The organism is Agrobacterium radiobacter, assembly GCF_040801995.1.
GTDB classification, from domain to species: domain Bacteria; phylum Pseudomonadota; class Alphaproteobacteria; order Rhizobiales; family Rhizobiaceae; genus Agrobacterium; species Agrobacterium radiobacter.
The window spans coordinates 1580994-1604301 of the sequence record NZ_JBEGHX010000002.1 but is presented as its reverse complement, the minus strand read 5'-3'; the positions used below and the strand labels follow the sequence as shown (position 1 = coordinate 1604301).

Genomic DNA, 23308 nt, shown 5'->3' with positions numbered 1-23308 from the left:
TATCGAATAAAGGGAATGCCATGCGAATTGCCATCCTCATCGCCGCCATTCTGGCCGCCGGAACAAGCCTCGCCGCCGAGCGCAGTGTAACCGATGCCGCCGGCCGCAGCGTCTCCGTTCCGGAAAAGCCGCGACGCATCGTCGTCATGCACGAGCCGCTCTTGGGAGTGCCGCTGATGGATCTCGGCGCCAATGTGGTCGGCGCCTATGGCCGCAACAGCGACGGCAAATTCGCAACCGCCGTCGATTTCATCGATACGGTTCTGGGTGAAGGCCACGCAAAACCGAAAGGTTTCGGCGCCGTCGGCCAGATCGACCTTGAAAAGCTGCGGGCGCTGCAACCGGACCTGATCGTTGCCACCGAAATGGACAGTGGCAAGGCCGCGCAGCTTTCCACCGTCGCACCCGTCTATCTGCAAAAGGCAAGCGCCGGCAAAGCCTATGGCTTCAGCGTGGAGGAGGATCTTGCCGCTCTGGTCGGGCGAAGCGACGTCTACGCCGAGCGCCATAAGACCTATGACACCAGGCTTGCCGCGGTCAAAAAGGCGCTGGGCGAAGAGGCGAAAGGCAAGACCTATCTGGCGATCCTGCTGACCGACCAGATCAATGCGGTGGGCGACATGTCCGGCGCGGTGCAGGCGCTGGAGGATCTGGGATATGCCCGGCTGAAAATCGACAGCGCCGCCTCTTCGGGCGGAATGGGCTCGACCCTGGTGATGCCGCTCAGCGCCGATGCCTTCGGCAAGCTCAATCCCGATCTGCTTGTCGTGATGAACAGCTATACCAGCCCCGTCCGCGGCGAGGCAGGAACGCGCGCTGCACTTGAAAAGATCATTCCCGGCTGGGAGCGTTTCGTAAAACCGGCGCGCGAGAAAAGGATCGTCTTCCTCGATTCCACCAGGGTCACGACGCCTTCCATTCCGAGCGCCTTGCACACGTTGGACGAGGTCGAAAGCTGGGCCGGTCGCCGCTGATCAGTCGGCGGCAATGCAGTTTGAATCCGCAGCGATATAAACTTGAGTTTTTGAAGAAAGTTATATTGCGACAGCGGAAACCGCCTGTTATGGTTCGCGCATCTTGACGCAACGACGCCGGATCGCGTGCCGGAAAAATCCCGACGCGCGATTGTCCGGCCCGCCGATCCGGGACTGCGACACCGCCGACCCCATCGGCAATATCCCAGGAAAGACAACAGCATGAGCATGCCAGAAACGATAGGTTCCGCAACACCGGATCGCACTCCCAAACGCCATCGCCACGCCGTCGCGCTGCGCGCGCTCAATGTCGCGCGCGTCGAAAAGCTCAGCCGGTCCATGGTCCGCATCGTCCTGACCGGACCGGAACTGGAGGGCTTTGCGAGCCTCGGTTTTGACGACCACGTCAAGATGTTCTTCCCCCAGCCCGGCGAAACCGAACCGAGCCTGCCGGTGATCGGCCCGAACGGCATTGAATTCCCGGAAGGCGCGCCGCGCCCGCTGGCGCGCGACTACACGCCGCGCAGCTTCGATGCCGAAAAAGGCGAACTCGCCATCGATTTCGCCACCCATCATGACGGCCCCGCCAGCAACTGGGCGAAAGCCGCAAAGGTGGGTGACAAGGCATGGATCGCCGGTCCACGCGGCTCCTTCACCGTTCCCTTCACCTATGACTGGCATCTGCTGATTACCGACGATACCGGCCTTCCCGCGCTGGCGCGGCGGCTGGAGGAAATGCCCGAGGGTACCCGTGTCGTGGCGCTGATCGAGGTCGAGACGGATGCGGATCGGCTGGAACTTACGACGAAGGCGGACGCCTCGATTGTCTGGGTAACGCAAAAGACGGAAAACGGAACCGATCACGATGCATTGGCGGGCGCGCTGCGCAAGCTGGAGCTGCCGAAGGGCGACTTCTTCAGCTGGGTCGCCTGCGAATCGAGGACCGCAAAGGAGGTTCGCGCCCTTCTGGTCGAGGAGTTCGGCGCCAACCCCAAATGGACTCGCGCTTCCGGTTACTGGCGTCGCGGCGCCAGCGGCGTTCACGATCATTTCGATGAATGAACCGGTAATCGCGGCGGGTGCCATGCTGGAAGCGAAAACGATGATGACGGAACTCAAGGCCCTTCTCGCCAGGGTTCTGGATGATGAGGTGCGCGATATCGAACCGGGGGACAACCTGTTCGGCCGCGGGCTTCATTCGCTTGCCCTCATGCGCCTGATGCCGCCGCTTTCACAGCTTGCCGGGACGCGGCTCGATTATGACGATCTGGCCCGGCAGCCCACGCTTGCCGCCTGGCAGGCGCTCATCGAACGGTCGCGCGCGGGACATTGATCCCGCGAGAAAGATCAGCCGCTTTCCCAGGGCGGCCGCCGAATATTTCCAAGGAGAGGACCATGGCAGCAGACAATACACGTGTGCTCGCACGTCGCATCGAAGAAACCTTCGACAAGGGAAACGCAGCCCCGCCGAGCCAATACGAAGAACGGGTCTGGTTCGAGCAGTTTCAGGATCCTGATCAGGTCTTCCGGCAGCTTCTCGCCTATCGCATCGGTGAAGAATGCGATCTGCTGCGCCTGACCTCGGCGCTGAAGACGGTTTGCGAGGTCTGGCCCGAGCTGCGTGCGCGCTTTGCCTTCGGCGAGGACGGCACTCTTGCCAAGAGCATCGAAGCCCCGTCCGCATCCATCGTGCAATTGCTGCATGTTCCCTCGGCAGACGAGGCCCTCACCTTGCTGCACGCCCTCCAGGCAAGACCCTTCGATGCCGAAACCGACCCGCCGTTTCAGGCCGTCGTGCTTTTGAGCGAAGGAGAAATCCTGCTGGCATTTCTGGTCCACGGCTTGCTCCGCGAAGTCCTCTCGCCACAGATCCTGCTGGAAGGTATCACGGCGGCCTATGCCGGTGAGACGCCAAAGCCGCTTTCGCCGCGCGCGGTCGAAAACGGCAGCGTCGACCCACTTCCGCTCAGCTGGCTGCAACGGCCGGCCTCCGGCTCGACCGTCGTGGCGCTGCGGCAAAACGGGATCGACAGGCCGGCGAGCCACAGCCACGGTGTCGATCTTCCCGCACCCCTGCTCGGCCTCAACAGTTCCACGGCGGGGAATGCGCTTCTCGCCCGCGCCGGCTCGCGTTTCGCCCTTTTCCTCACAAAAAACGGTGGTCCAGAGACCGTAACCCTGCGCCTGCAGCCCGGCGTTGCCATGCCGATTTCAGCTGAAGCCGCAGCACGGGTAGCGATCTCCCGCGGCCAATCGCCCGAACAGGCTGAAAAGGCCGTGCTGGCGGGGCTGGAACAGCGAAACGACAATGAAGGTGGAACGGCCACCTTCACGCTGCAGGCGCTTGCGACACCCGTTCAGGCCATATCGGAGCATGGCCTCCAGTTTGAGCACCTGCCCCTGCCCTCCCTGCAATCCGGTCTCGGCCTGACCCTTGCTACCGGTCCGACCTCAACTGGCGATATCCGCCTAGAACTGACGGGTGGCAAGGAGACATCGCCACATGCGACGGCCTTCCTGCTGGAGCGCTTCGTCAGCCATCTTGAAGGCGGCGCGGATTTTTCCGGCATCGTCCCTCAAAACGCCGCGGCAGCATCGGAACAGGCAGCCCTTTCGCCCGCCGCTTCCGGTCAGAACGACGACACCGCCGCGACAATCCTTACCGAATTCCGTGAAGCGCTCGTCTCGCCCGACATGGGACCGGATGACGATTTCTTCGATTTCGGCGGCCATTCGCTGATCGCCACCCGTATCATCGGGCGTCTTCTCGCCAATCACGGCATCGAGCTGCGCTTCAACGATCTCTTCAGCTACCCGACCGCCGCCTCGCTCGCAAAACAGGCGACCCGGCTTGAAACCGCCGCACCTGCGCAGGCCGAGGCTACGGCGAACGGCTCTCTGACTGCGCCGCTCTCGCTGGCGCAGATGTCGCTCTGGAAGGCCTATGCCGCCTTCGGTTTCGGCGAAATCTTCAACATTCCCTTCGCGCTCGATTTCCGCGATCCCGTGGATGAGAATGCCTTCGAATGTGCCTTCCTCGATATCATCGAGCGCCATCCCGGCCTGCGGACCCATTTCTACGTCGAAAACGATACGGTTCTGCAGAAGATCGTGCCGATGCATGATCTGCCCGGTTACAAATGGTTCTGGACCAGCGAGGAAAGCCAAGGTGTCGACCGGCACGCGGAGGCCGGCTGGCGATTCGATCTTGCGCGTGAACTGCCGATGCGCCTACGCTTCCTGCGGGATGCGCAGACCGGCCGCCAGGTGCTTTCCTTCCTCTTCCATCACATCGTGCTGGACGAATGGTCGGTGAACCTGATGATGGACGAGCTGACCGAGGCCTACAGGGCAAGGGCTGCGGGCAAGGCCCCGGTCTTTGCGACCAGGCCGGCGCCCTTCCATGAATTTGCGAGAAAACAGGTCGCGTCAGGTGTGAATGCCGGCCATCTTGCCTACTGGACGGACATGCTGCGGGATGCGCCGAAAGGCCTTACCCTCAACGGACAGGATGGCACGCCGCACGAGGCGTCGCAGGATGAAGCCCCGGCAGGCGGCTGGATCGAGTTCAAGCTGGAAAAACATGTCAGCGACGGGCTTTACGCCATTGCCAGGCAGAACAGCGCCTCGCTGTTCAACGTGGTCTATGCCGCAATTGCCGCATCGCTGCGCCATCTCGGCGGGTTGAGCGATCTTGTGGTCGGCACCTCGGCTTCGGGCCGCACGGACAGCGGTTATTTCGATACGATCGGTTATTTCACCACTGTCGTCGCCCATCGTGTGCGTTTCGGCGAGACCATGACCATCGGCGAACTGATTTCTTCGGTGAAGAACACCATCAACGGTTCGCTGGAACACAGCGAAATCCCGATCGATCTCGTCGAGGAAGCGCTGGGCATGACGCCGGGCCGTGATCATCTGTTCGAGGTCTTCATCCAGATCCACGCCAAGAACAAGCTGAACGGCACCCTCGCCGGGCCGGATGGCAAGCCGGTGGAGTTCCGCCAGATCGACCCTGACAAGCACGAATCCATGCTGGGACTGCAATTCGAGGTGATGGAAGAGACGATAGGCGGCGAGCGCTCCATTCGCGTGCTGATGAGCTATCGCTCCGATCGTTACGGCCCTGACGATGTCGAGCGGCTGCGCAACACCACCAGCGGTGTCTTCAGCCGTTTTGCCGAAGCCGGCGCTTCGAGCCGCGTGCTGACGACACTCGCCTGAACCGGACTTGGGCAAGGAAAATCCGGCTTCGCCTGGCGGAGCCGGGTTATTTTTACCTATGAGTGCTGCTGAGAATGTATTGGCGCGCGCCCTGCATCCGCACGCCGTTACCCCGGGCGTGGTCCGGGGTCCAGTGCGATCAAGTCCTGATCGCCAAAAAGTCCTTTCACGGCGCAGACGCGCCGTGGCTGGATGCCGGATCTAGTCCGGCATGACGGAACACGGATTTTTCGTCATTATCGATAACGCATGTCCAGCCTCACACCCCGAAGCCGGCCTGGCATCCGCCCACAGTCCCCCCTCAGACCGCCAGACGGAATGCCGTGGACGCCTCCGCCGCCGCAAGCGTCAGCGCCTCCTCGCGCAGCATGGCATCGAGGAACAATGGCAGTTCCTCACGGTAGCGGGCGAAATCCTCCTCTTGCGTCAGCGCCGAATCCGCATCGATATGCAGGTTCAGTTCGCTGCCGTCATCTTCGCCGCGGAAGGTAAGATTGAACCCGTCGCCGGGACCATTGGCAAGAATGTGCCTGATAACGACGAGCCCGGCAAAGACCGGTGCGCTGAAGGGAAGGACATTGATGAGCGGCGAGAAGAAGAAGCGCCGGCCCTTAGGGATTTCCCGATCGGCGGCGATCTGCTCGATGCGGTAGCGGCCATGCAGACGCTGCTTGCGCAGATTGGTGGCGTTGCGCCTCAGAAATGCACCGAGGCTCTCGCCCGACTCGATGGTGAGATGGAAGGGGAGGATATTGACAAGCATCGCCGGCATATGCGCGCCGACGCTGCCCCAGCGGCTCATGAAAGGCAGCCACAAGGTCAGCACATTGCGATCCGGACGCGGCAGGACACGGTGGAGATAAAGGCCTGAGAGCAGCACCAGAAGATCCGGCCAGCCGATCTCCATTGCACCCGCCACCTGCTGCAACCGCGTGCTGAACCCCTGCGGCAAGGCCGCATCGGCATGCAGGCCGCCGCCGCCATAGTCCTCGCAATCCTTGTCCAGCACCGGCAGATCGGCGGGTGCGGCGAGATAGGCCGCCCAGAAATCACGGTCCTTCTCGAAACGCCGGCTTTGCTTATAGGCATCCTCTTCGGCAAGGAAATCACCGAAGGGGTGGAAATCCGGACCCGCTTCGCCCTTGCCGCAATAGTGCCCGTAAAGCTGTCCGCAGCGCTGCTCGACCAGCGTCAGGCCATAACCATCCACGACGATATGATGGGCGCGGATGTACCAGAGATAGCGGTCATCCGCGATGCGATAGAGCAGCTGCGCAGAGAGCCTGTCGGTTCTGAGATCGAGCCTTGTTTCCACATCCGCGTTCATGCGCCGCAGCGCCTCTTCCAGGGGAGCGGGACTGGTGCGCAGGTCGATTAGTTCCACCACCGGGGCATGGCTTGGATCGCAGCATTGCTGCGGTGTCTCGCCATCGTCGCCGATACGAAAACGGATCGACAGGACTTCGGACTCGCGCACGGTGCGTGTAATTGCCTGAAGGAGCGCGCTTTCGTTCACCGCACCGGAAAGATCGATGTAATGGGCGACGGTGGAAACCGGCTCGTCGGGATGGAAGGAAAACTCCTCCCAGAAATCGAGTTGCGGCTGCGTCAGTGGAAGCCAGTCGCCGGCAGGATCGATATGCGCCATCTGTTTTTCCTTGAACAATTCCTGTTATCGGGCGCGAAATCCCGCCCGAAATGATTTGGGTTCACGCCGCCCGGGCGGCCAAAAGCGAGGTCACCTGTCTGGCATTGCGGCACCGCAGAAGCTGCTGCGGCGTCAGTTCCACGCCGAAGGCAGTGCGGATTTCAGCCGAAACGATCTTCAGATGCGAAGGCAAAAGACCGAGCGCCAGCAGGTCGCTGTTCGCATCCACATTCGCCGGTTTTTTACCCAGCACGCCAAGATAGATATCCAGCACCCGGCGGTCGCCCTGATCGGCGGCGGGAGCCACAGGGGCGGAGATTTTTGCCGGTTCCACACCACCCGTCGCGCCGGTCAGCAATTCGCGGGCGCGACGGCGATCCGGCTTGCCATTGGCCGAGAGCGGCAGATCGTCGACCTTGAGAAACCGGCCGGGCACATGCGATTCCGGCAGATGGCCCCGGGCAAAATTGCGCAGATCGGCGGTGGAGAGCTCGAGGCCGGACGAAACGACGTAGAGCACACCGATGGCCGCCTCGCCCTTTTGCTCGACACCGTAATCCACCACCAGAACGCGCTGGATGGAAGGATGGCGGATCAGCTCGTTTTCCACATCCGGCAGCGAAACGCGCACGCCGCGCACCTTGACGTAGCCATTGACGCGGCTTGCAAACATGATCTTGCCATCCGGCCGGTAGCGGCCACGGTCTCCGGTGCGGAAGGCGCGCACCGGCTTTCCCTCGGGATCGTTGACCGTCACGAAATCCGTCTGGGTAATCGCGCCATCTTCGAGATAGCCGATCGCCACATTCACGCCCGCCGTGTGGATGCGGCCAACGACACCGGCCGGGCAATGCTCGCCCTGATCGTTAAGGACGAAATATCGATTGGCGGGCAGCGGGTGGCCATAGGGCACGGCCGCGATATCTTCCGCAACGATCTCGTGCCAGATGCTCCAGATCGTCGTTTCCGTCGGCCCGCCGAGCGATATCAGCCGCAGATCGGACTTCAGCCTGCGAAGCTCTTCGATAATCACGGGCTTGATGTAATCGCCGCCCTGCGCCACGAGCCGGAGCGAAGAGAGCTGGTCACCACGGCGGCAGGAGAGAAGCATTTCGAGGATGGCCGGCACCGAGCACCAGAGCGTGACGCCATGTTCAGCCACCAACTCATTCCAGCGCACCGCATCCTTTTCCTCGCCGGGTTCCGGCAGCACCAGCGTCGCCCCGGCGACAAGCGCGCCGAAAACATCGAAGACGGACATGTCGTGATGCAGCGGGGTGACTGACATGAACACGTCACCCTCCGTCACCGCCCATTCCGCAAGCGTGCTGCCGATGACATTGGCCGTGGCGCGGTTGGAAAGCACGACGCATTTCGGTTTGCCTGTCGTGCCCGACGTGTAGAGATAATAGGCAGGCTCCTCGCTTCCGGAGAGTGCTGCTACGTCAGCCATGGTAACTGGCGCACCAGCCGGTGCGGGCACGGACAGAAGCTCCGCCGGATCGACAGCGTCGAAACCTTGCGGGACGCTGCGGGCGACGATGACGGCCGGGCGGCAATTGGTCAGCAGGTAGCGCAGGCGATCTTCCGGCGAGCCGGCATCGACCGGCGCCCAGACCGCTCCCATAAATGCTGCGGCGAGCGTGATGGCCGTATGTTCGGGACTGCGCGGCAGGCATACGGCCACGACATCGCCCCGGCCGATGCCGCGCGCCTTGAGGCCCGCCATCGCCCCTGCCACCATCTGACCGAGTTCGCCATAAGCGATGCGCCGTTTGCCGCTGACAAGTGCCGTGCGTGCTGGGTCACCCTCGAAAAGATGGCCGGCAATCCGCTCCAGAAATGGCGGGCAGACGAAGCTGCGCTCGTCACCATTCAGCCTGTAATGGGACAGGTCGACAATATCGCGTCTATTGAAGGAGAAAGCGCCGCTATCCGCGATCCCGGCAATCGCACGCTCGATGGCTGCGAGAATATCCGCCACCATCGCCGCATCGATCGCCTGCTCCGCATAGTCTATATCGAGGACAAGATCGCCCTGCGGATTCTGCGAAAAGCGGAAATCCATCGCCACCTGCGGCGTCTGCGTAAGCCCACCCACCCATCGCATCTCCGATTCGGGTGAGAGCGTCGGCCAGGTAAGGCCGTTGGTAATCACGACGGGCAAAGCAAGCCCGCCCGGATTGGCATTCAGAAGCACGCGATTGAGATCGATGCCCGAAAAAGCCAGATGGTTCAGCCCATCAAGCACATCCGTCTGCAGGCCTGCCGCCCGCTCCGCAAAGCTGCCCTTGGCTGCATCCCATTGGACGGCGATGAAGCTCGAGCGGTTGGCGAAGGCCCCTTCCACCTGCGGCGCAACGGGAATGCCGACGACAAGAGCGCCCTCATTGAGCCAGAGTGAGAGCACATCGAGGATCACCGCCGTCAGCGCCGAATTCTTGAACAGCCGCTCTTTCGCGCCGATCCGCGAAAAGGCGATGAAGCGCTGCTTTTCGACGAGCAGGCTCTGGCGGCTGTAACGCGATGCGGGAATGGTTTCGAGCGGTGCTTTCCACGGCAGTTGCGAGGGCACCTCGGCATCTTTCAGCTTGTCCGCCCAATAGGCAGCGTCCCCGGCGTGGGCCGCCGCGATGTCCTCCTTCGGCGTTCCGATCGTGGCGGCGGTTTCTGGCGGCAGGACGCCATCGAAGAGTTCCGCCGCAAGGCTGGCAATGGCCCGCCCATCAAGGATAAGCGCGTCGAAACGCAGGAAGACGACAACTTTATGCCCCGCCGTCCCGGTATCCGGCATATGGAAGATCGTGACCTGCCATGGCGAGGCTGCGAGATCGAAATGTGCATGGGAAAAATCCCGTTGCGCCGCCTCGATCCTTGCCTCGGCTTCCGGAACAGACAGGGCCGAAAGATCGACACGATCGAGATTGATCTTCGGCTCGTCGGAGACGATCTGCACCAGACGCCGCTCATCGATGCGGGTACGCAGGCTTTCATGTCTCCCGACCATTGCGGCAAGGCGCGACTGCAACAGTTCCGGGTCGATATTGCCGCGATATTCGCGGAACTCCTGCATCGCCACACCGCTGAGCGGCAGATGGGTGCCGCGCCCGAGCAGATAGGCCTGTTGCAGGGGTGAGAGTGGACGTTCCATGGGTTTTCCTTTTGCCTCGGCTGCCGCTTCCGGCTGCCGTGCGACCAATCGCTTCACCCTTGCAGAAGTAAGATCGGGGCTTTCCGCGAGCCGGCGGAGAAGAGCGACGTAGGTTTCGAACAAAGCGCGCAGCCAGCTCTCCGGCAGCGCATCGAGCCGCACGTCCCAGTTGATCAGCAGGCCGCCATCCACAGCCGCCACCTGCGCATCCAGCGCGACGCCCGGCCCCTGCGAGACGGTGTGGACCATCGGGCCGAACAACCGCCCGACGCGTTCCGAAAACAGCTCTCCGCCCGGAAGATCGACTCCGGCGGTAAAGACTACCGGCGAGGTCTGCAAATCACCGCGCTGGCGGGAAAGATCGCGCATGACGCTGACGCCCGGATAGGACTGGTGCGCGAGAAGGCCGTTCATTTCATCGAACAGCCGGCCGAGCAGCGCCTCGACGCTTTCTTCAGGCCTGATTTCCACGCCGAGCACGAGCACGTTGGAAAATTCGCCGACGATCTCATCGACCCCTTCCACCAACGGCGCGCGCCAGAAACCCGGCACGGAAAGCCGGAATTTCTCCGCCCCCGCCGCCTGCGACAGAGCCACCGCGAAAACGCCGAGCAGAAGGGTCGATGGCGTCACGGAGCAGCGCCGCGCCGTCCGCTCCAGACTGCCGCGCTCAGCCGCTGAAAGCAGCGTGGCGAGCCGGTCCGTGTGAACGGCGCGCGAGGGGTCATCGGGCAGAAACGGCAGCGGCGGAGCGTCCGGAACATCGGCAAGCCGTTGCCGCCACCATAAACGGTCCCTTTCGCGCCGGCCCCTCAAGTCAGGATCGGACGCAAGCCGTTCCGCCCAGTCGACAAACGACGGGGGGACTGATTCGAACGTCTGTGTTTTGTCTACGCCTGCCGCCGTCTCGTAGAAGCGGGCAAGGTCTTCCATCACGATCCGCACGCTGGCCGGATCGATGGCCAGCATATCGGTGTCCACATGCAGACGGCAACGCCCTTCCGGCAACAGGCTGAGCGAAATCGCCGCCGGTGCGGCAGCACGAAGATCAGCCCCGCGATGGCTCCACTTCTCGCGTTTCGTCTCAAGACGGCGCGCAAGCGCCTCCGAATCAAGCGCGGTCATGTCCTCCACATCCAGGCGGAGCGGCCGGCCGACAGGATCGACGGACTGACGCCCTTCCGCGTCGATACGGAGGCTCAGCATGGGATGACGCCGGCAGAGACTTTCGACGGCAACGGCCAGTTTTTCCGCATCCACCGCCTGCCCCTCGAATTCGAGGTAAAGATGGGGCGTAACTTTCCCGAGTATTCCATCCGCCTCGCGGCCGACCCAATAGGCCACCTGCATCGGGGTTAAATTTAGCATGTGAGTTTGAACCGGTTGACAAAACATGATTAGCATACTCAAGTATAAGCCATCGTCAACCACTCGCACAGGAGGCATCCCATGAAAACGGGAGCACTCAGGACGAATGACGTCGAATCCGACGAAATTACTGAATTTAATAGAGAATTTCTGTTTACTTCCGGCAGCGGGCAACTACGCGCCAGGGGCATTCGCGAAAGGATCGCGATTCCCGCCCGTGGCGGCGAAGACATATCGAGCCCGCTGCAGCAGGCACTGGCCGGCGCCTTCGAGCGTGCGCGCCGGGACGGCGAGCAGAACCCCATCGCCATCGGCGCAATCCCCTTCGATGTCAGTGAACCTTCATGCCTGTATATTCCATACAACCATGAATGGAATTCAAGGGATGCCGCGCCGATCGTCGCCGATTCGGCCATGCCGGCGCTTATCGGTCAGAACAGCCTGCCGGACGAGACCGGTTTCAAGCGTGCCGTCGAGCATGCCATCGTCAATTTCCGTCATTCCGAAGTCCGCAAGGCGGTGCTTTCGGTCATGCGCGAACTGACTTTCGCCTCCGAGGTGGATGTCGAAAGATTGCTGGCGAGCCTCGCCAAGCAGAACCGCGAAGGTTACCAGTTCCGCATTCCGCTTCCCGATGGCGGCGACCTGATCGGCGTCAGCCCGGAACTCCTGATCCGCAAGCAGGGCGAGAAAATCATCTCGAACCCGCTGGCGGGATCCGCAAAACGCATGGTTGATCCGGCGGCGGACAAAGCCAATGCGGATCGGCTCTCGGCATCCGAAAAGGACCATTACGAGCACAGCCTGGTGATCGAGGATATCCGCTCGCTGCTTTCACCGGTCTGCGTCGAACTCGATGTTCCTGAAAAACCCTCCCTCATCAACACCGCTGCACTCTGGCATCTTTCAACGCGTATCGAAGGCCGCCTTGCCGATCCCGAGACCAATGCGCTGCAGCTTGCTTGCCTGCTGCACCCCACACCGGCCGTCTGCGGCTTCCCCACCGAGCGCGCCCATCGCCTCATCCGCTTCGTCGAGCCTTTCGAGCGCGGGCTCTTCACCGGCATGGTCGGCTGGACGGATTCTGAAGGCAATGGCGAATGGGTGGTGACCATCCGTTGCGGCACCGTGCAGCGGGAAACAGTGCGGCTCTTCGCCGGCGCCGGCATCGTGGAGGCCTCGGAGCCCGAATCCGAATGGGCCGAGGTGCAGACCAAACTCAAGACCATGCTGAACGCCTGCGGTCTTTCTGCCTAATTTTCCCAGGAACGAACCATGACAATCGAATTTGAACGCTGGCCCGAGGATTTCGTTCGCCGATACCGCGAACGCGGCTACTGGACCGACCGGCCGCTGAGCGGCATCCTCACCGAACAGGTGGAGCGCCGGCCGGATGCGACGGCGCTGATCTGCGGCGACCGCCGCTTCAGCTATGCCGATCTCGACCGGCAATCCTCCAATCTTGCCGGACATCTCTCCGCCGCGGGCGTTGGCAAAGGTGACACTGCGCTAGTGCAATTGCCTAACATCGCCGAGTTTTATCTCGTCTTTTTCGCGCTGATGAAAATCGGCGCAGCCCCCGTCAACGCACTTTTCAGCCATCGCCGGCTGGAAATGACCTCCTATGCGGAGCAGATTGCACCGAAGCTGGTGATTGCCTCGCGCAGCCACGAGCTTTTCGCCGATGACGCATTTGTGGAGACGCTGAAAGCAGTCTCCCCGAAGCTTGCGGTGACCCTGCTGCTCGGCGAAGCGGATCCGCAGCGCAGCCTTGAGCGGATGCTTGCCAATTCCGCCGAAAACCCGCCCGCCTACGCCCCTTCGGCGTCAGACGAGGTGGCGTTGTTCCAGCTTTCCGGCGGCAGCACCGGAACCCCGAAACTGATCCCGAGGACGCACAACGACTATGATTACAGCGCCCGGGCCAGCGCGGAGATTTGCGAACTCTCGCCTGAGACCCGTTTCCTTTGCGCCATTCCGGTGGCGCATAATTACCCGATGAGCTCGCCCGGCGCGCTCGGCGTTTTCCACGCCGGCGGCACCGTGGTCATGGCCGCCAATCCGGAGCCGCTTGCCTGCTTCGATCTCATCGAAAAACACGAGATCGACATGGTGCCGCTGGTGCCGCCGGCCGTGGCGCTGTGGCTGCAGGCTGCACCCGCCCATCGTGAACGGCTGAAATCCCTCAAGCTCCTGCAGGTCGGCGGCGCAAGCTTTGCCGAAGCCCTGGCCCGCCAGGTGCCAGAAGTGCTGGGCTGCGACCTGCAGCAGGTATTCGGCATGGCGGAAGGGCTGGTGAACTACACCCGCGCCGGTGATCCCGACCATATCGTTTTCACCACGCAAGGGAGGCCGATCAGCCCGGATGACGAGATCCGCATCGTCGACGAGGACGGCAACGACGTGCCCGAGGGCGAAGCCGGCATGCTGGCGACCCGTGGCCCCTATACGTTCCGGGGCTATTACCGCGCGCCCGAACATAGCGCCCGGGTCTTCGACAGGGATGGGTTCTATTATTCCGGCGATGTCGTGCAGCGCACGCCCGAAGGTTATCTCCGGGTCGTCGGCCGGGTGAAGGACCAGATCAATCGCGGTGGCGAAAAGGTCGCTTCGGAGGAGGTCGAAAACCTTATCCTGCGGCATCCGGACGTCACCCATGCAGCACTCGTGGCGATGCACGACGAGCTTCTAGGTGAGAAAAGCTGCGTCTTCGTCGTTTCACGCAATCCCGCGCTCAAGGCGCCGGCCATCCGCCAGCATCTCGCCGGTCTCGGCGTCGCCGATTACAAGTTGCCGGATCGCGTCCGTTTCATCGAGGCCATGCCGCTCACCGCCGTTGGCAAGATCGACAAGAAACGTCTGCGCGACCTGCTTGTGACACCCGCCGCCATCAGCGCCTGACACGCGGCACAAACAAAGGGGGACGCTCAAAAAGAGCGTCCCGAAACCCGAGATTAAGCGCCCCTGGCGCAGCAAACCACCGAGGTCATCATGACAATCCCCAGCATTTCCGACTATCCGATGCCGGTCGCCGCAAGCTTTCCGGCCAACAAGACAAAATGGCAGCCCGATGCGAAACGCGCCGTACTCCTCATCCACGACATGCAGCGTTATTTCCTGCGGTTTTATGAGGCCGAAGGCAAGCTGATGACCACCCTCATCGACAATCTCGCAAAGGTGAAGGCTTGGGCGGTTCAGAACGGCGTACCTGTTATCTGTACCGCCCAGCCGCATGACCAGCCGCCTGGCGACCGTGCGCTCCTCAATGATATGTGGGGACCGGGCCTCACCGTCGTCGACCCCGAACTGCAGAAGGTCGTGGATAAGCTCGCCCCGACGCCTGACGACGTGGTGCTGACCAAATGGCGCTACAGCGCCTTCCAGCGTTCCGACCTTACTGAGCGCATGAAGGGCTGGGGCCGCGACCAGATCATCGTCGGTGGCGTTTACGCCCATATCGGCTGCATGATGACGGCGGTGGAAGCCTTCATGAAGGATATTCAGCCCTTCATGATCGGTGACGGCGTTGCCGATTTCTCGGAAGCCGAACACCGCATGGCGCTGCAATATGTGGCGACACGCTGCGGCGTGGTGATCGACACCGCAAGCCTTGTCGGCGCGGGAGAAGCCACCGATATCAGCGAATGGCTGAAAGCCCGCGTCCTGCAAATGGTGGAGGATGAAAGCGATATCGACCCCGACGAGAACCTGATCTTCTACGGGCTGGATTCGCTGCAGGTGATGAAGCTTGCCGGCGAGCTGAAGGAACGCGGTGTCACCGTCGGTTTTGACGAGCTTGCGCGTGTACCCACACTTTCCGCCTGGTGGGCGCTGATCGAAGAAAAGCGGCTCGCAGCCTGAGCGGACGAAAAAGATGACGCAACAGAGATTTACCGGGCGGCGTGTGCTGGTGACGGGCACGGCCCAGGGCATCGGCCGCCGCATCGCCGAACGTTTCATCGAGGAAGGGGCCGAGGTCATCGGCCTCGACCTTCTGGCAAGAACGACGGAAGCGCCCTTCCGCCAGATCGCACTCGACATCACCGACGCGAGGGCGGTGGAGAAGGCCTGCAAGGCAATCGAAAGCGAATGGGGCGGGCTCGATATCCTGGTCAACGCCGCCGGCATCTTGCGGCTCGGCGACAGCGAAAGCCTGACGCCTGCGGACTGGAAAGCCTGCATGGACGTCAATGCAGCGGGACCGTTTTATATGCTGCGGCAATGGAGCAGCATCTTCAAACGGCAGCGGCGCGGTGCGATCGTCAATGTCGGCTCCAATGCCGCCGTCGTGCCGCGCATCGGCATGATGGCCTATTGCGCCTCCAAGGCGGCGCTGGTCAGCCTCAGCCATTGCGCCGCCCTTGAGCTTGCACCCTATGGCGTGCGCTGCAACGTCGTTTCACCGGGCTCCACCGATACGCCGATGCTTGCCGGCATGTTGAGCGATCCCGCCGGCAAGGAACGGCTGGTCGCCGGCCTGCCCGAGCAGTTCAAGCTCGGCATTCCGCTCGGCAAGATCGCAAGGCCTGATGATATCGCCGATACGGTGCTGTTTCTCGCCTCCGATCAGGCCGGGCATGTGACGATGCAGCAGATCGTGGTTGATGGCGGCGCCACGCTTGCGGCTTAAATTCGCGCCGTTGGATTGAAGGTGAAGAATATGGCCGTCGCAACGGCGTTTCATCGCGAAGCCGTCTCCGGCGATCCACCGGAGGCCATCTGGCCTTGGCCGGACGACAGCGGCGATTGCCATTGCCTCACCCTTCGTTACAGCGCCGAAGAAGGCGGCGGCGGCGATGTCCCTCCCTTGCCGCCGCAGCTTTTAAACGCCGCGCAGAGACGCAAGGCGGAATTCATCGCCGGCCGCAGATGCGCGGCGGAAGCCACGCGCCGCCTCACCGGCTACGCCGTCTTTCCCGGTATGGGTGAGGATCGCGCCCCGATCTGGCCCGAGGGCATCATCGGTGCGATTTCCCACAGCCATGGGCGGGCGATTGCGCTCGCCGGCTCTTCCCAGCGATTTCGCGGCATCGGCATCGATATCGAAAGGCTGCTGACCGAAGAGGAGGCCCGCGATATCGCCCCGCAGGCCTTGACCGCGAATGAGCGCCACAACCTCGGCAACGATATCGATCCCTTCATGACCGGGTTGATTTTTTCGGCCAAGGAAAGCCTGTTCAAGGCGCTTTATCCGACAGTGAAACGGCTGTTCTTTTTCGAGGCGGCCGAATTATCCGGCTTTGACGCAAACGGCTCCGCATCATTGCGCCTGACGGCCGACCTCGGCGAAGACTGGCGCCGCGGAACGGAGGTTCCCTTCCGCTTCTGCCGCTTCGAAGGCCTGCTGCTCACTCGCATCCTTCTCCCGCATTGAGGGAAAAATAGTAGATTCATAACTGAGAAGATCATATTTTAAACCCGTCTTCCCGTCATCCGAGTGAAACACTCGGAAGGTACGCAGCCTGTTGGAATGATTCCAAACATTGAACGGTGGAGACAGACTATGACCGACATCGATACGAGCAAATTGTCCTGGGACGAGTGGGACGAACTGCAGAACCCGCCGCCGGCCGAAACCGATTTCGACCGCGTGGTTGAAACCGCGATTTCCCGCCGCGGCTTTCTCGGCGGCGTGCTGGCCTTCGGTTCGGCCGCGGCCGCCATGGGCACGCTCGGCAACCTGTTGAGCAGCACTTCGGCGGAGGCGCAGGAAGCCGCCGCCGGCCGTTTCCCGTTCAAGCCGGTTGCCGCCGCAACCGACCACACCATCCATGTCCCGGAAGGCTATAACTGGAAGCCGCTGGCGAAATGGGGCCAGCCGCTGTTCTCCAACGTTCCCGATCTCGACCCCGCCAAGGGCGTCAGCGTTGAAAATTCCGACAAGGTCTTCGGCGAAAACACCGACGGTATGGAACTTTTCGTGGTCGGCAGCCATCAGCTGATCGCCGTCAACCACGAATATGTGAACCCGGAAACCAACCTGCCGCACGCTGAAAAAGGCAACCCGAAGACGGCCGACGATGTGAAGATCCTGCAGAACATGCAGGGCGTCACCGTCATGGAAGTTGCGGAAGACAAGGACGGCTGGAAAATCGTTCTCGACAGCCCCTTCAACCGCCGTATCCACCACAACACACCAATGAAGCTTTCCGGCCCGGCTGCAGGCTCCGATCTCGTCAAGACCGCCGCCGACCCTGATGGTATCGACTGTCTCGGGACCTTCAACAATTGCGGCGCCGGCCGCACACCGTGGGGCACCTACCTCACCTGCGAAGAGAACTTCAACGGCTATTTCGGCACCACCGACGCCACCTTCAAGCTGCCTGATGATTACAAGCGTTATGGCATCGTGGCCGAGACGCGTTATGCCTATGAGAAGTTTGACGAGCGTTTCGACGTCGCCAAGAACCCCAACGAACCGCGCCGCGCCGGTTATGTGGTCGAGATCGATCCTTCGGACGCCAAGTCCACCCCGATCAAGCGCACCGCGCTTGGCCGCATCAAGCATGAAAACGCCGCCGTGGTGATTGCCCGTGACGGCCGTGTCGTTGTTTACATGGGTGACGACGAGCGTGGCGAATTCCTCTATAAATTCGTCTCCAACGGCATCTACGTGCCGGGCGGCGACACCTCCAAGCTGCTTGACGAAGGCACGCTTTACGTCGCCAAGTTCTCCGATGACGGCGCCGGCGAGTGGCTGGCCCTGACCCCTGAAACCACGGGCATGAAGATCGACGAAATCTGCGTCTTCACCCGACAGGCCGCTTCCAAGGTCGGTGCAACGACGATGGACCGCCCGGAATGGGTCGCCATCAACCCGGTCGCCATCGAAGCCTATTGCGCGCTGACCAACAACAGCCGCCGCGGCGAAATGAAGGACGGCAAGCTGCGCGCCAATGCCGGCGGCGATGCCATGGCGACCAATGCCGCCAACCCGCGCGAGAAGAACGAATACGGCCAGATCGTGCGCTGGTATCCGGAAAATGACGACCATGCGGACGGCAAGTTCAAGTGGGACCTGTTCTGCATGGCCGGCAACCCCACCGTCCACAAGGACGCCTATGCGGGTTCTTCGAACATCAACGAAGGCAACATGTTCAACTCGCCTGACGGCATGATGTTCGATAGCACTGGTCTGCTCTGGATCCAGACCGACGGCGAGGATAGCAATGAAGGCAACTTCGCCGGCCAGGGCAACAACCAGATGCTGGCGGGCGACCCGGCCACCGGCCGCATCGAGCGCTTCCTGACTGCCCCGAAGGGTTCCGAAGTCACCGGCCAGACCTGGTCCGGCGACAAGCGCACCCACTTCGTCGGCATCCAGCACCCCGACGCCCCCTTCCCGGATGGGGAAGGCAAGCTGCCACGCTCGGCCCTCATCGCCATCAAGCGCGACGACAATGTGAAGATCGGCTGACGCATGGCTGAAGCAAACCCGGCCGCGGCTAACCCCCGGTCCGGTTTAATAAATGGAAACGCCGTGCATCCGGAAGGCTGCACGGCGTTTTGTTTTGCCAGACAGATCAGAAAACGTTCCGATGCACATCCGTCATCGCGCGCCTCAGGTCGTCCACAGCAGAGGCCGTCGGGCCCGGTTGGTCGTCTAGTGCCGGCGGCATTTTCCAGCCGGGGTCGATGCCTTCCATATTCGGCAATTCATGGGCGATGCCCTTGTGGCAATCGATGCAGGTGGCCTTGCCCGTCAGCAGATATCTGGAATGGATATCGGCGGCGCGCTGCGTCTGTTTGGTAAAATCCATGGCGGCGGAAGAATGGCAGTTGCGGCATTCCAGGCTGTCATTGGCCTTCAGGCGCGACCATTCGTGCTGGGCAAGCTCCAGCCGCTTGTCGAGGAACTTCTTGCGCGTATCGATGGTGCCGAAAATCTTGCCCCAGACCTCCTTGGAGGCCTGCATCTTGCGGGCGATCTTGTCCGTCCATTCATGCGGCACATGGCAATCCGGACAGGAGGCGCGCACGCCGGAACGGTTGGAGAAATGCACCGTCCGCGTCAGTTCCTCATAAACATTCGCGCGCATCTCATGACAGGAAATGCAGAAGGCTTCCTTGTTGGTCATCTCAAGCGCGGTGTTGAAGGCGCCCCAGAACATCACCCCGCCGACGAAGCCGCCAAGCGTCAGGAAGGCAAGGCTGAGCGTACCGGCCGGCGTCGTCAGAATAGCCCAGAGCCAGGCGAGAAGTTTTTTCACTCGGGCGATCATCATTCGCTACCCGCCGGTTTGACGCCCATTTCGCTCATGTCCTGAAACGTGTTGGGCACGAGCGGTCGCGTATCAGCCTGCGGCACATGGCAGGCTGTGCAGAAATAACGGCGCGGCGAAACATCCGCCAGCATCTGGCCTTCGCGCGTCATGTAATGCGTCACGCTGATCATCGGCGCGCCGGAATCCTGCGTGAATTCGCGCTTATGACAGGACAGGCAACGGTTGGCATTGACCGAAAGCTGGTAGCCGTCGATGGAATGGGGAATGACCGGCGGCTGTTCCGGATAGGCGCGCATGCGCCTGAAGTCGTCGATCACCCATTTCGGCAGAGGTTTGGCGGGCTCGGTGCGCATGGCGTCACCGCGCGGGCCGGACAATTCCGGCACCATCTGCGCAGCGGCACCCGTCGCCACCGCGACCACCAGAAGCGTGGCGACCATCCATCCGTGTTTCCTGATCATGCGACTGGCTCTATCTTGACTGCGCATTTCTTGAAATCCGTCTGCTTGGAGATGGGATCGGTTGCGTCGAGCGTCACCTTGTTGATGAGCTGGCTGGCATCGAACCAGGGAACGAAGATGACACCGGGCGGCATGCGGTTGCGTCCGCGCGTTTCCACGCGGGAGCGGATTTCGCCGCGGCGCGAGACGATGCGGATTTCCGCTCCCTGATTGAGCCCGCGCTTGCGCGCATCATCGGCATTCATGAAACAGCGGGCGCCGGGGAAAGCCTTGTAGAGTTCCGGCACGCGCATGGTCATGGAACCGGAATGCCAGTGCTCCAGCACGCGGCCCGTCACCAGCCAGGTATCGAATTCGTCGTCGGGGGATTCGGCCGGCGGCTCATAGGGCACGGCGATGATGACCGCCTTGCCGTCCTTGTTGCCGTAGAATTTCACGCCCTCGCCGGGTTTGACATAGGGGTCGTAACCCTCGCGGTAACGCCACAGCGTTTCCTTGCCGTCCACCACAGGCCAGCGCATGCCGCGCACCTCGTGATAGGCATCGTAAGGCGCAAGATCATGGCCGTGGCCGCGCCCGAAGGCGGCATATTCCTCGAAGAGGCCCTTCTGCAGATAGAAACCGAAATCCTTGGATTCCTGGTTCTGGTAATCCGCGTTGATCTCGCTCAGCGGGAACTTGCCGACATCGCTGTCCTTGAAGAGAACCTCATAAAGCGTCTTGCCGCGATAGGCGGGATTGGCGTCGAGTATCTCCGCCGGCCACACTTCATCGGTGGTGAAGCGCTTGGAAAATTCCACCAGCTGCCAGAGATCGGAACGCGCCTCACCCGAGGCCTCGACCAGCTGGTGCCAGACATGGGTGCGCCGCTCGGCATTGCCATAGGCCCCTTCCTTTTCCACCCACATGGCGGCGGGCAGAATGAGGTCGGCGCTCATGGCCGTGATGGTCGGATAGGCATCCGAGACCACGATGAAGTTTTCGGGATTTCGATAGCCCTGATAGGTCTCGTTCTTGGTGTTGGGACCTGCCTGTACGTTGTTATTGACCTGCACCCAGTAAAAATTCAGCTTGCCGTCGTGCAGCATGCGGTCCTGCTGCACGGCGTGATAACCCGGCTTTTCCGGGATAATGCCGTGCGGGATGCGCCAGATTTCTTCCGCATGTTTGCGGTGTTCGGGGTTGGTCACCGTCATGTCGGCCGGCAGGCGATGGGCGAAGGTTCCGACCTCACGCGCCGTGCCGCAGGCCGAGGGCTGGCCGGTGAGCGAGAACGGGCTGTTGCCCGGCTCGGAAATCTTTCCCGTCAGCAGATGAATGTTATAGACCATCTGGTTGGCCCAGACGCCGCGAACATGCTGGTTGAACCCCATGGTCCAGAGCGACATGACCTTGCGTTTCGGGTCGGCATAAAGCTCGGCCAGTTCTTCCAGAAAACCGGCTTCCACGCCGGTCATGGCGGCGGTTTTTTCCAGCGTGTATTCGGAGACGAACTCCTTGAAGGTCTCGAAATCGATCGCTTCCGTCTTGGTCGGATCAGCGGAATTGGCGGCATTCACCTCCACCGGGTTGTCCGGCCGCAGGCCGTAACCGATATCGGTGACGCCGCGCACGAATTTCGTGTGGTTCTTCACGAAATCCTCGTTGACGCGTCCGGTCTTGATAATGTGGTTGGCGATATAATTGAGGATGACGAGATCCGTACCCGGCTTGAAGACCATCGGGATATCGGCAAGGTCCATGCTGCGATGGGTGAAGGTCGAAAGCACCGCCACCTTCACATGGTCGAACCCCAGGCGCCGGTCGGCGATACGCGTCCACAAAATGGGGTGCATTTCCGCCATGTTCGAACCCCAGAGCACAAAGGCATCGGCATGTTCGAAATCGTCGTAACAGCCCATCGGCTCATCCATGCCGAAGGTGCGCATGAAGGCATAGGCAGCAGACGCCATGCAGTGACGGGCATTGGGATCGAGATTGTTGGAGCGGAAGCCGGCGCGCATCAGCTTGGTCGCGGCATAACCCTCGAAGATCGTCCACTGGCCGGAACCGAACATGCCCACCGCCGTCGGTCCCTTTTCCTTCAGCACCCGCTTGCACTGCGCGGCCATCACGTCGAAGGCCTCGTCCCAGCTTACCGGCTCGAACTCGCCATCCTTGGCGTAGACGCCGTTCTTCTTGCGCAGCAACGGGGTCTGCAGGCGGTCCTTGCCATACATGATCTTGGACAGGAAATAGCCCTTGATGCAGTTGAGGCCACGATTGACCTCCGCCTGCATGTCGCCATGGGTGGCGACGACCTTGCCTTCCTTGACGCCGACCATGACGCCGCAGCCCGTGCCGCAGAAACGACAGGGCGCCTTCGACCATTTGATCTGCAAGGCGGAAACGCCGCCCGGCACCGGCTGTGCGGCCGCCGGAAGCGCAATGCCCGCCGTTGCCGCCGCAATGCCGGCGGCATGCGCCTTCAATAGATCACGCCGCGTCAGTTCGCTGCTCATCGCCGCCTGTCTCCTCTGTATCGACGTGTTCGAAAACCATGTTGGCGGCAATCACACCGTCGAGTGTCGAAATATAAGTGAGCGTATCGCCCAGCATGCCGGTGCTCGTGCCATCGATGACGATGACGATCTTGCCGTTGCCCTCGCCATGAACCTCGACATTATCGAGCGTTAAAAGCGTTGCGAGCACGGCGTCGCGCATCTGCGGCATCACCGCCACCACGGCGCTTGAAACATGATACCGCCCTGTATTTTCAGGCATATTGCATCTCCGTGGCTGTTTCCTTGATCTCGATCACACCGGCCGGGCAGACGGACACGCAGGCCCCGCAGCCGGTGCAGGCTTGTTCGATAAGTTCAGGCACGAAGGGACCGCCGCGGCGCGGGCGAAACCGGATGGCCTCGGTCGGGCAGGCATCGCGGCAGGCCTGGCAATCAATATTGCCGAAGGCGAGACAGCCTTTACCGATCGCCATGACATGATCGAAGCGTTGGGCAGCAGGGACGGCAAACACCGGTTCCGGACAGGCTTCGGCGCATTTGCCGCAAAAGGTGCATTCCCCGACGGAAAAATCCACCGAAGGCAAACCGCCCACCATGGCAATGATGCCGGTGGGACAGGCTTCGACACATTTTGCGCAACCGCTACAAGCGGTGAGGTCGCTCAACGCGACCCCGGGGGGACAGATGCGTGGTCTATGTTTTTGCCCGCCGCGCAGCAAATCGCGCCGGCTGAGGGAGGCTTCCATCATCATG

General features: G+C 61.7%; 17 protein-coding genes. 10 read left to right on the top strand and 7 right to left on the bottom strand.

Annotated elements, in window-relative coordinates; genetic code table 11:
• Positions 1-20: 20 nt before the first annotated feature.
• The 4 genes from MRBLRC7O_RS21185 to MRBLRC7O_RS21170 all read left to right on the top strand — a co-directional run bounded on the left by MRBLRC7O_RS21185 (position 21) and on the right by MRBLRC7O_RS21170 (position 5198).
• Positions 21-974 carry an ABC transporter substrate-binding protein gene (locus tag MRBLRC7O_RS21185; protein ID WP_020809012.1) on the top strand — a complete coding sequence of 318 codons (954 nt, stop codon included), beginning with the start codon at positions 21-23 and terminating at the stop codon, positions 972-974.
• 222 nt (positions 975-1196) lie between these two features.
• The gene (locus tag MRBLRC7O_RS21180; RefSeq protein ID WP_020809013.1) at positions 1197-2036 is read left to right on the top strand and encodes a siderophore-interacting protein; all 840 of its coding nucleotides are present in this window, start codon (positions 1197-1199) and stop codon (positions 2034-2036) included.
• Positions 2029-2307 (top strand): phosphopantetheine-binding protein, encoded by a 279-nt coding sequence (locus MRBLRC7O_RS21175; RefSeq protein WP_020809014.1) that lies wholly within the window; start codon positions 2029-2031, stop codon positions 2305-2307. Before MRBLRC7O_RS21180 ends, MRBLRC7O_RS21175 begins: the two co-directional genes overlap by 8 nt.
• Positions 2308-2369: 62 nt before the next feature.
• Complete coding sequence (locus MRBLRC7O_RS21170) at positions 2370-5198, top strand: condensation domain-containing protein (protein ID WP_111821091.1); 2829 nt, start codon at positions 2370-2372, stop codon at positions 5196-5198.
• Positions 5199-5499: 301 nt separating this feature from the next.
• Here MRBLRC7O_RS21170 and MRBLRC7O_RS21165 read toward each other — a convergent pair whose 3' ends face one another.
• Both MRBLRC7O_RS21165 and MRBLRC7O_RS21160 read right to left on the bottom strand, forming a co-directional pair.
• A complete protein-coding gene (locus MRBLRC7O_RS21165) occupies positions 5500-6846 on the bottom strand; it encodes a condensation domain-containing protein (RefSeq protein ID WP_111821092.1) in 1347 nt (448 codons plus the stop codon).
• A gap of 61 nt (positions 6847-6907) precedes the next feature.
• Positions 6908-11365 carry an amino acid adenylation domain-containing protein gene (locus MRBLRC7O_RS21160; RefSeq protein ID WP_111821093.1) on the bottom strand — a complete coding sequence of 1486 codons (4458 nt, stop codon included), beginning with the start codon at positions 11363-11365 and terminating at the stop codon, positions 6908-6910.
• An 81-nt stretch (positions 11366-11446) separates the two neighbouring features.
• Between MRBLRC7O_RS21160 and MRBLRC7O_RS21155 the strand changes: the two genes are divergently transcribed.
• The 6 genes from MRBLRC7O_RS21155 (at position 11447) to MRBLRC7O_RS21130 (ending at position 18782) form a co-directional block, all read left to right on the top strand.
• On the top strand, positions 11447-12622 hold the full coding sequence (locus MRBLRC7O_RS21155; protein WP_020809018.1) for an isochorismate synthase: 1176 nt from the start codon (positions 11447-11449) through the stop codon (positions 12620-12622).
• Between the two features lie 18 nt (positions 12623-12640).
• A complete protein-coding gene (locus tag MRBLRC7O_RS21150; RefSeq protein WP_020809019.1) occupies positions 12641-14266 on the top strand; it encodes a (2,3-dihydroxybenzoyl)adenylate synthase in 1626 nt (541 codons plus the stop codon).
• 90 nt (positions 14267-14356) lie between these two features.
• Positions 14357-15226 (top strand): isochorismatase, encoded by an 870-nt coding sequence (locus tag MRBLRC7O_RS21145; RefSeq protein ID WP_367727604.1) that lies wholly within the window; start codon positions 14357-14359, stop codon positions 15224-15226.
• A 13-nt stretch (positions 15227-15239) separates the two neighbouring features.
• Positions 15240-15995 carry a 2,3-dihydro-2,3-dihydroxybenzoate dehydrogenase gene (gene dhbA, locus MRBLRC7O_RS21140; RefSeq protein ID WP_020809021.1) on the top strand — a complete coding sequence of 252 codons (756 nt, stop codon included), beginning with the start codon at positions 15240-15242 and terminating at the stop codon, positions 15993-15995.
• 30 nt (positions 15996-16025) lie between these two features.
• Positions 16026-16739 carry a 4'-phosphopantetheinyl transferase family protein gene (locus tag MRBLRC7O_RS21135; protein ID WP_020809022.1) on the top strand — a complete coding sequence of 238 codons (714 nt, stop codon included), beginning with the start codon at positions 16026-16028 and terminating at the stop codon, positions 16737-16739.
• Between the two features lie 129 nt (positions 16740-16868).
• A complete protein-coding gene (locus MRBLRC7O_RS21130; RefSeq protein ID WP_060726724.1) occupies positions 16869-18782 on the top strand; it encodes a PhoX family protein in 1914 nt (637 codons plus the stop codon).
• A gap of 106 nt (positions 18783-18888) precedes the next feature.
• On the opposite strand, the gene MRBLRC7O_RS21125 is transcribed toward MRBLRC7O_RS21130, so the two are convergent.
• From MRBLRC7O_RS21125 to MRBLRC7O_RS21105, 5 genes are read right to left on the bottom strand one after another with little or no spacing between them, the layout of a single operon-like run.
• Positions 18889-19584, bottom strand: coding sequence for a cytochrome c3 family protein (locus MRBLRC7O_RS21125; RefSeq protein WP_031233457.1), 696 nt, complete (start codon positions 19582-19584; stop codon positions 18889-18891).
• Positions 19585-19586: 2 nt separating this feature from the next.
• Positions 19587-20078, bottom strand: coding sequence for a nitrate reductase cytochrome c-type subunit (locus tag MRBLRC7O_RS21120; RefSeq protein WP_077998774.1), 492 nt, complete (start codon positions 20076-20078; stop codon positions 19587-19589).
• On the bottom strand, positions 20048-22552 hold the full coding sequence (napA, locus tag MRBLRC7O_RS21115; protein ID WP_020809024.1) for a periplasmic nitrate reductase subunit alpha: 2505 nt from the start codon (positions 22550-22552) through the stop codon (positions 20048-20050). Before napA ends, MRBLRC7O_RS21120 begins: the two co-directional genes overlap by 31 nt.
• Positions 22527-22814, bottom strand: coding sequence for a chaperone NapD (locus tag MRBLRC7O_RS21110; protein ID WP_003504694.1), 288 nt, complete (start codon positions 22812-22814; stop codon positions 22527-22529). The genes napA and MRBLRC7O_RS21110 overlap by 26 nt, the downstream gene beginning before the upstream one ends.
• Entirely contained in the window at positions 22807-23307 is a 501-nt protein-coding gene (locus MRBLRC7O_RS21105; RefSeq protein WP_031233459.1) for a ferredoxin-type protein NapF, read from the bottom strand. Before MRBLRC7O_RS21105 ends, MRBLRC7O_RS21110 begins: the two co-directional genes overlap by 8 nt.
• Position 23308 lies beyond the last annotated feature (1 nt).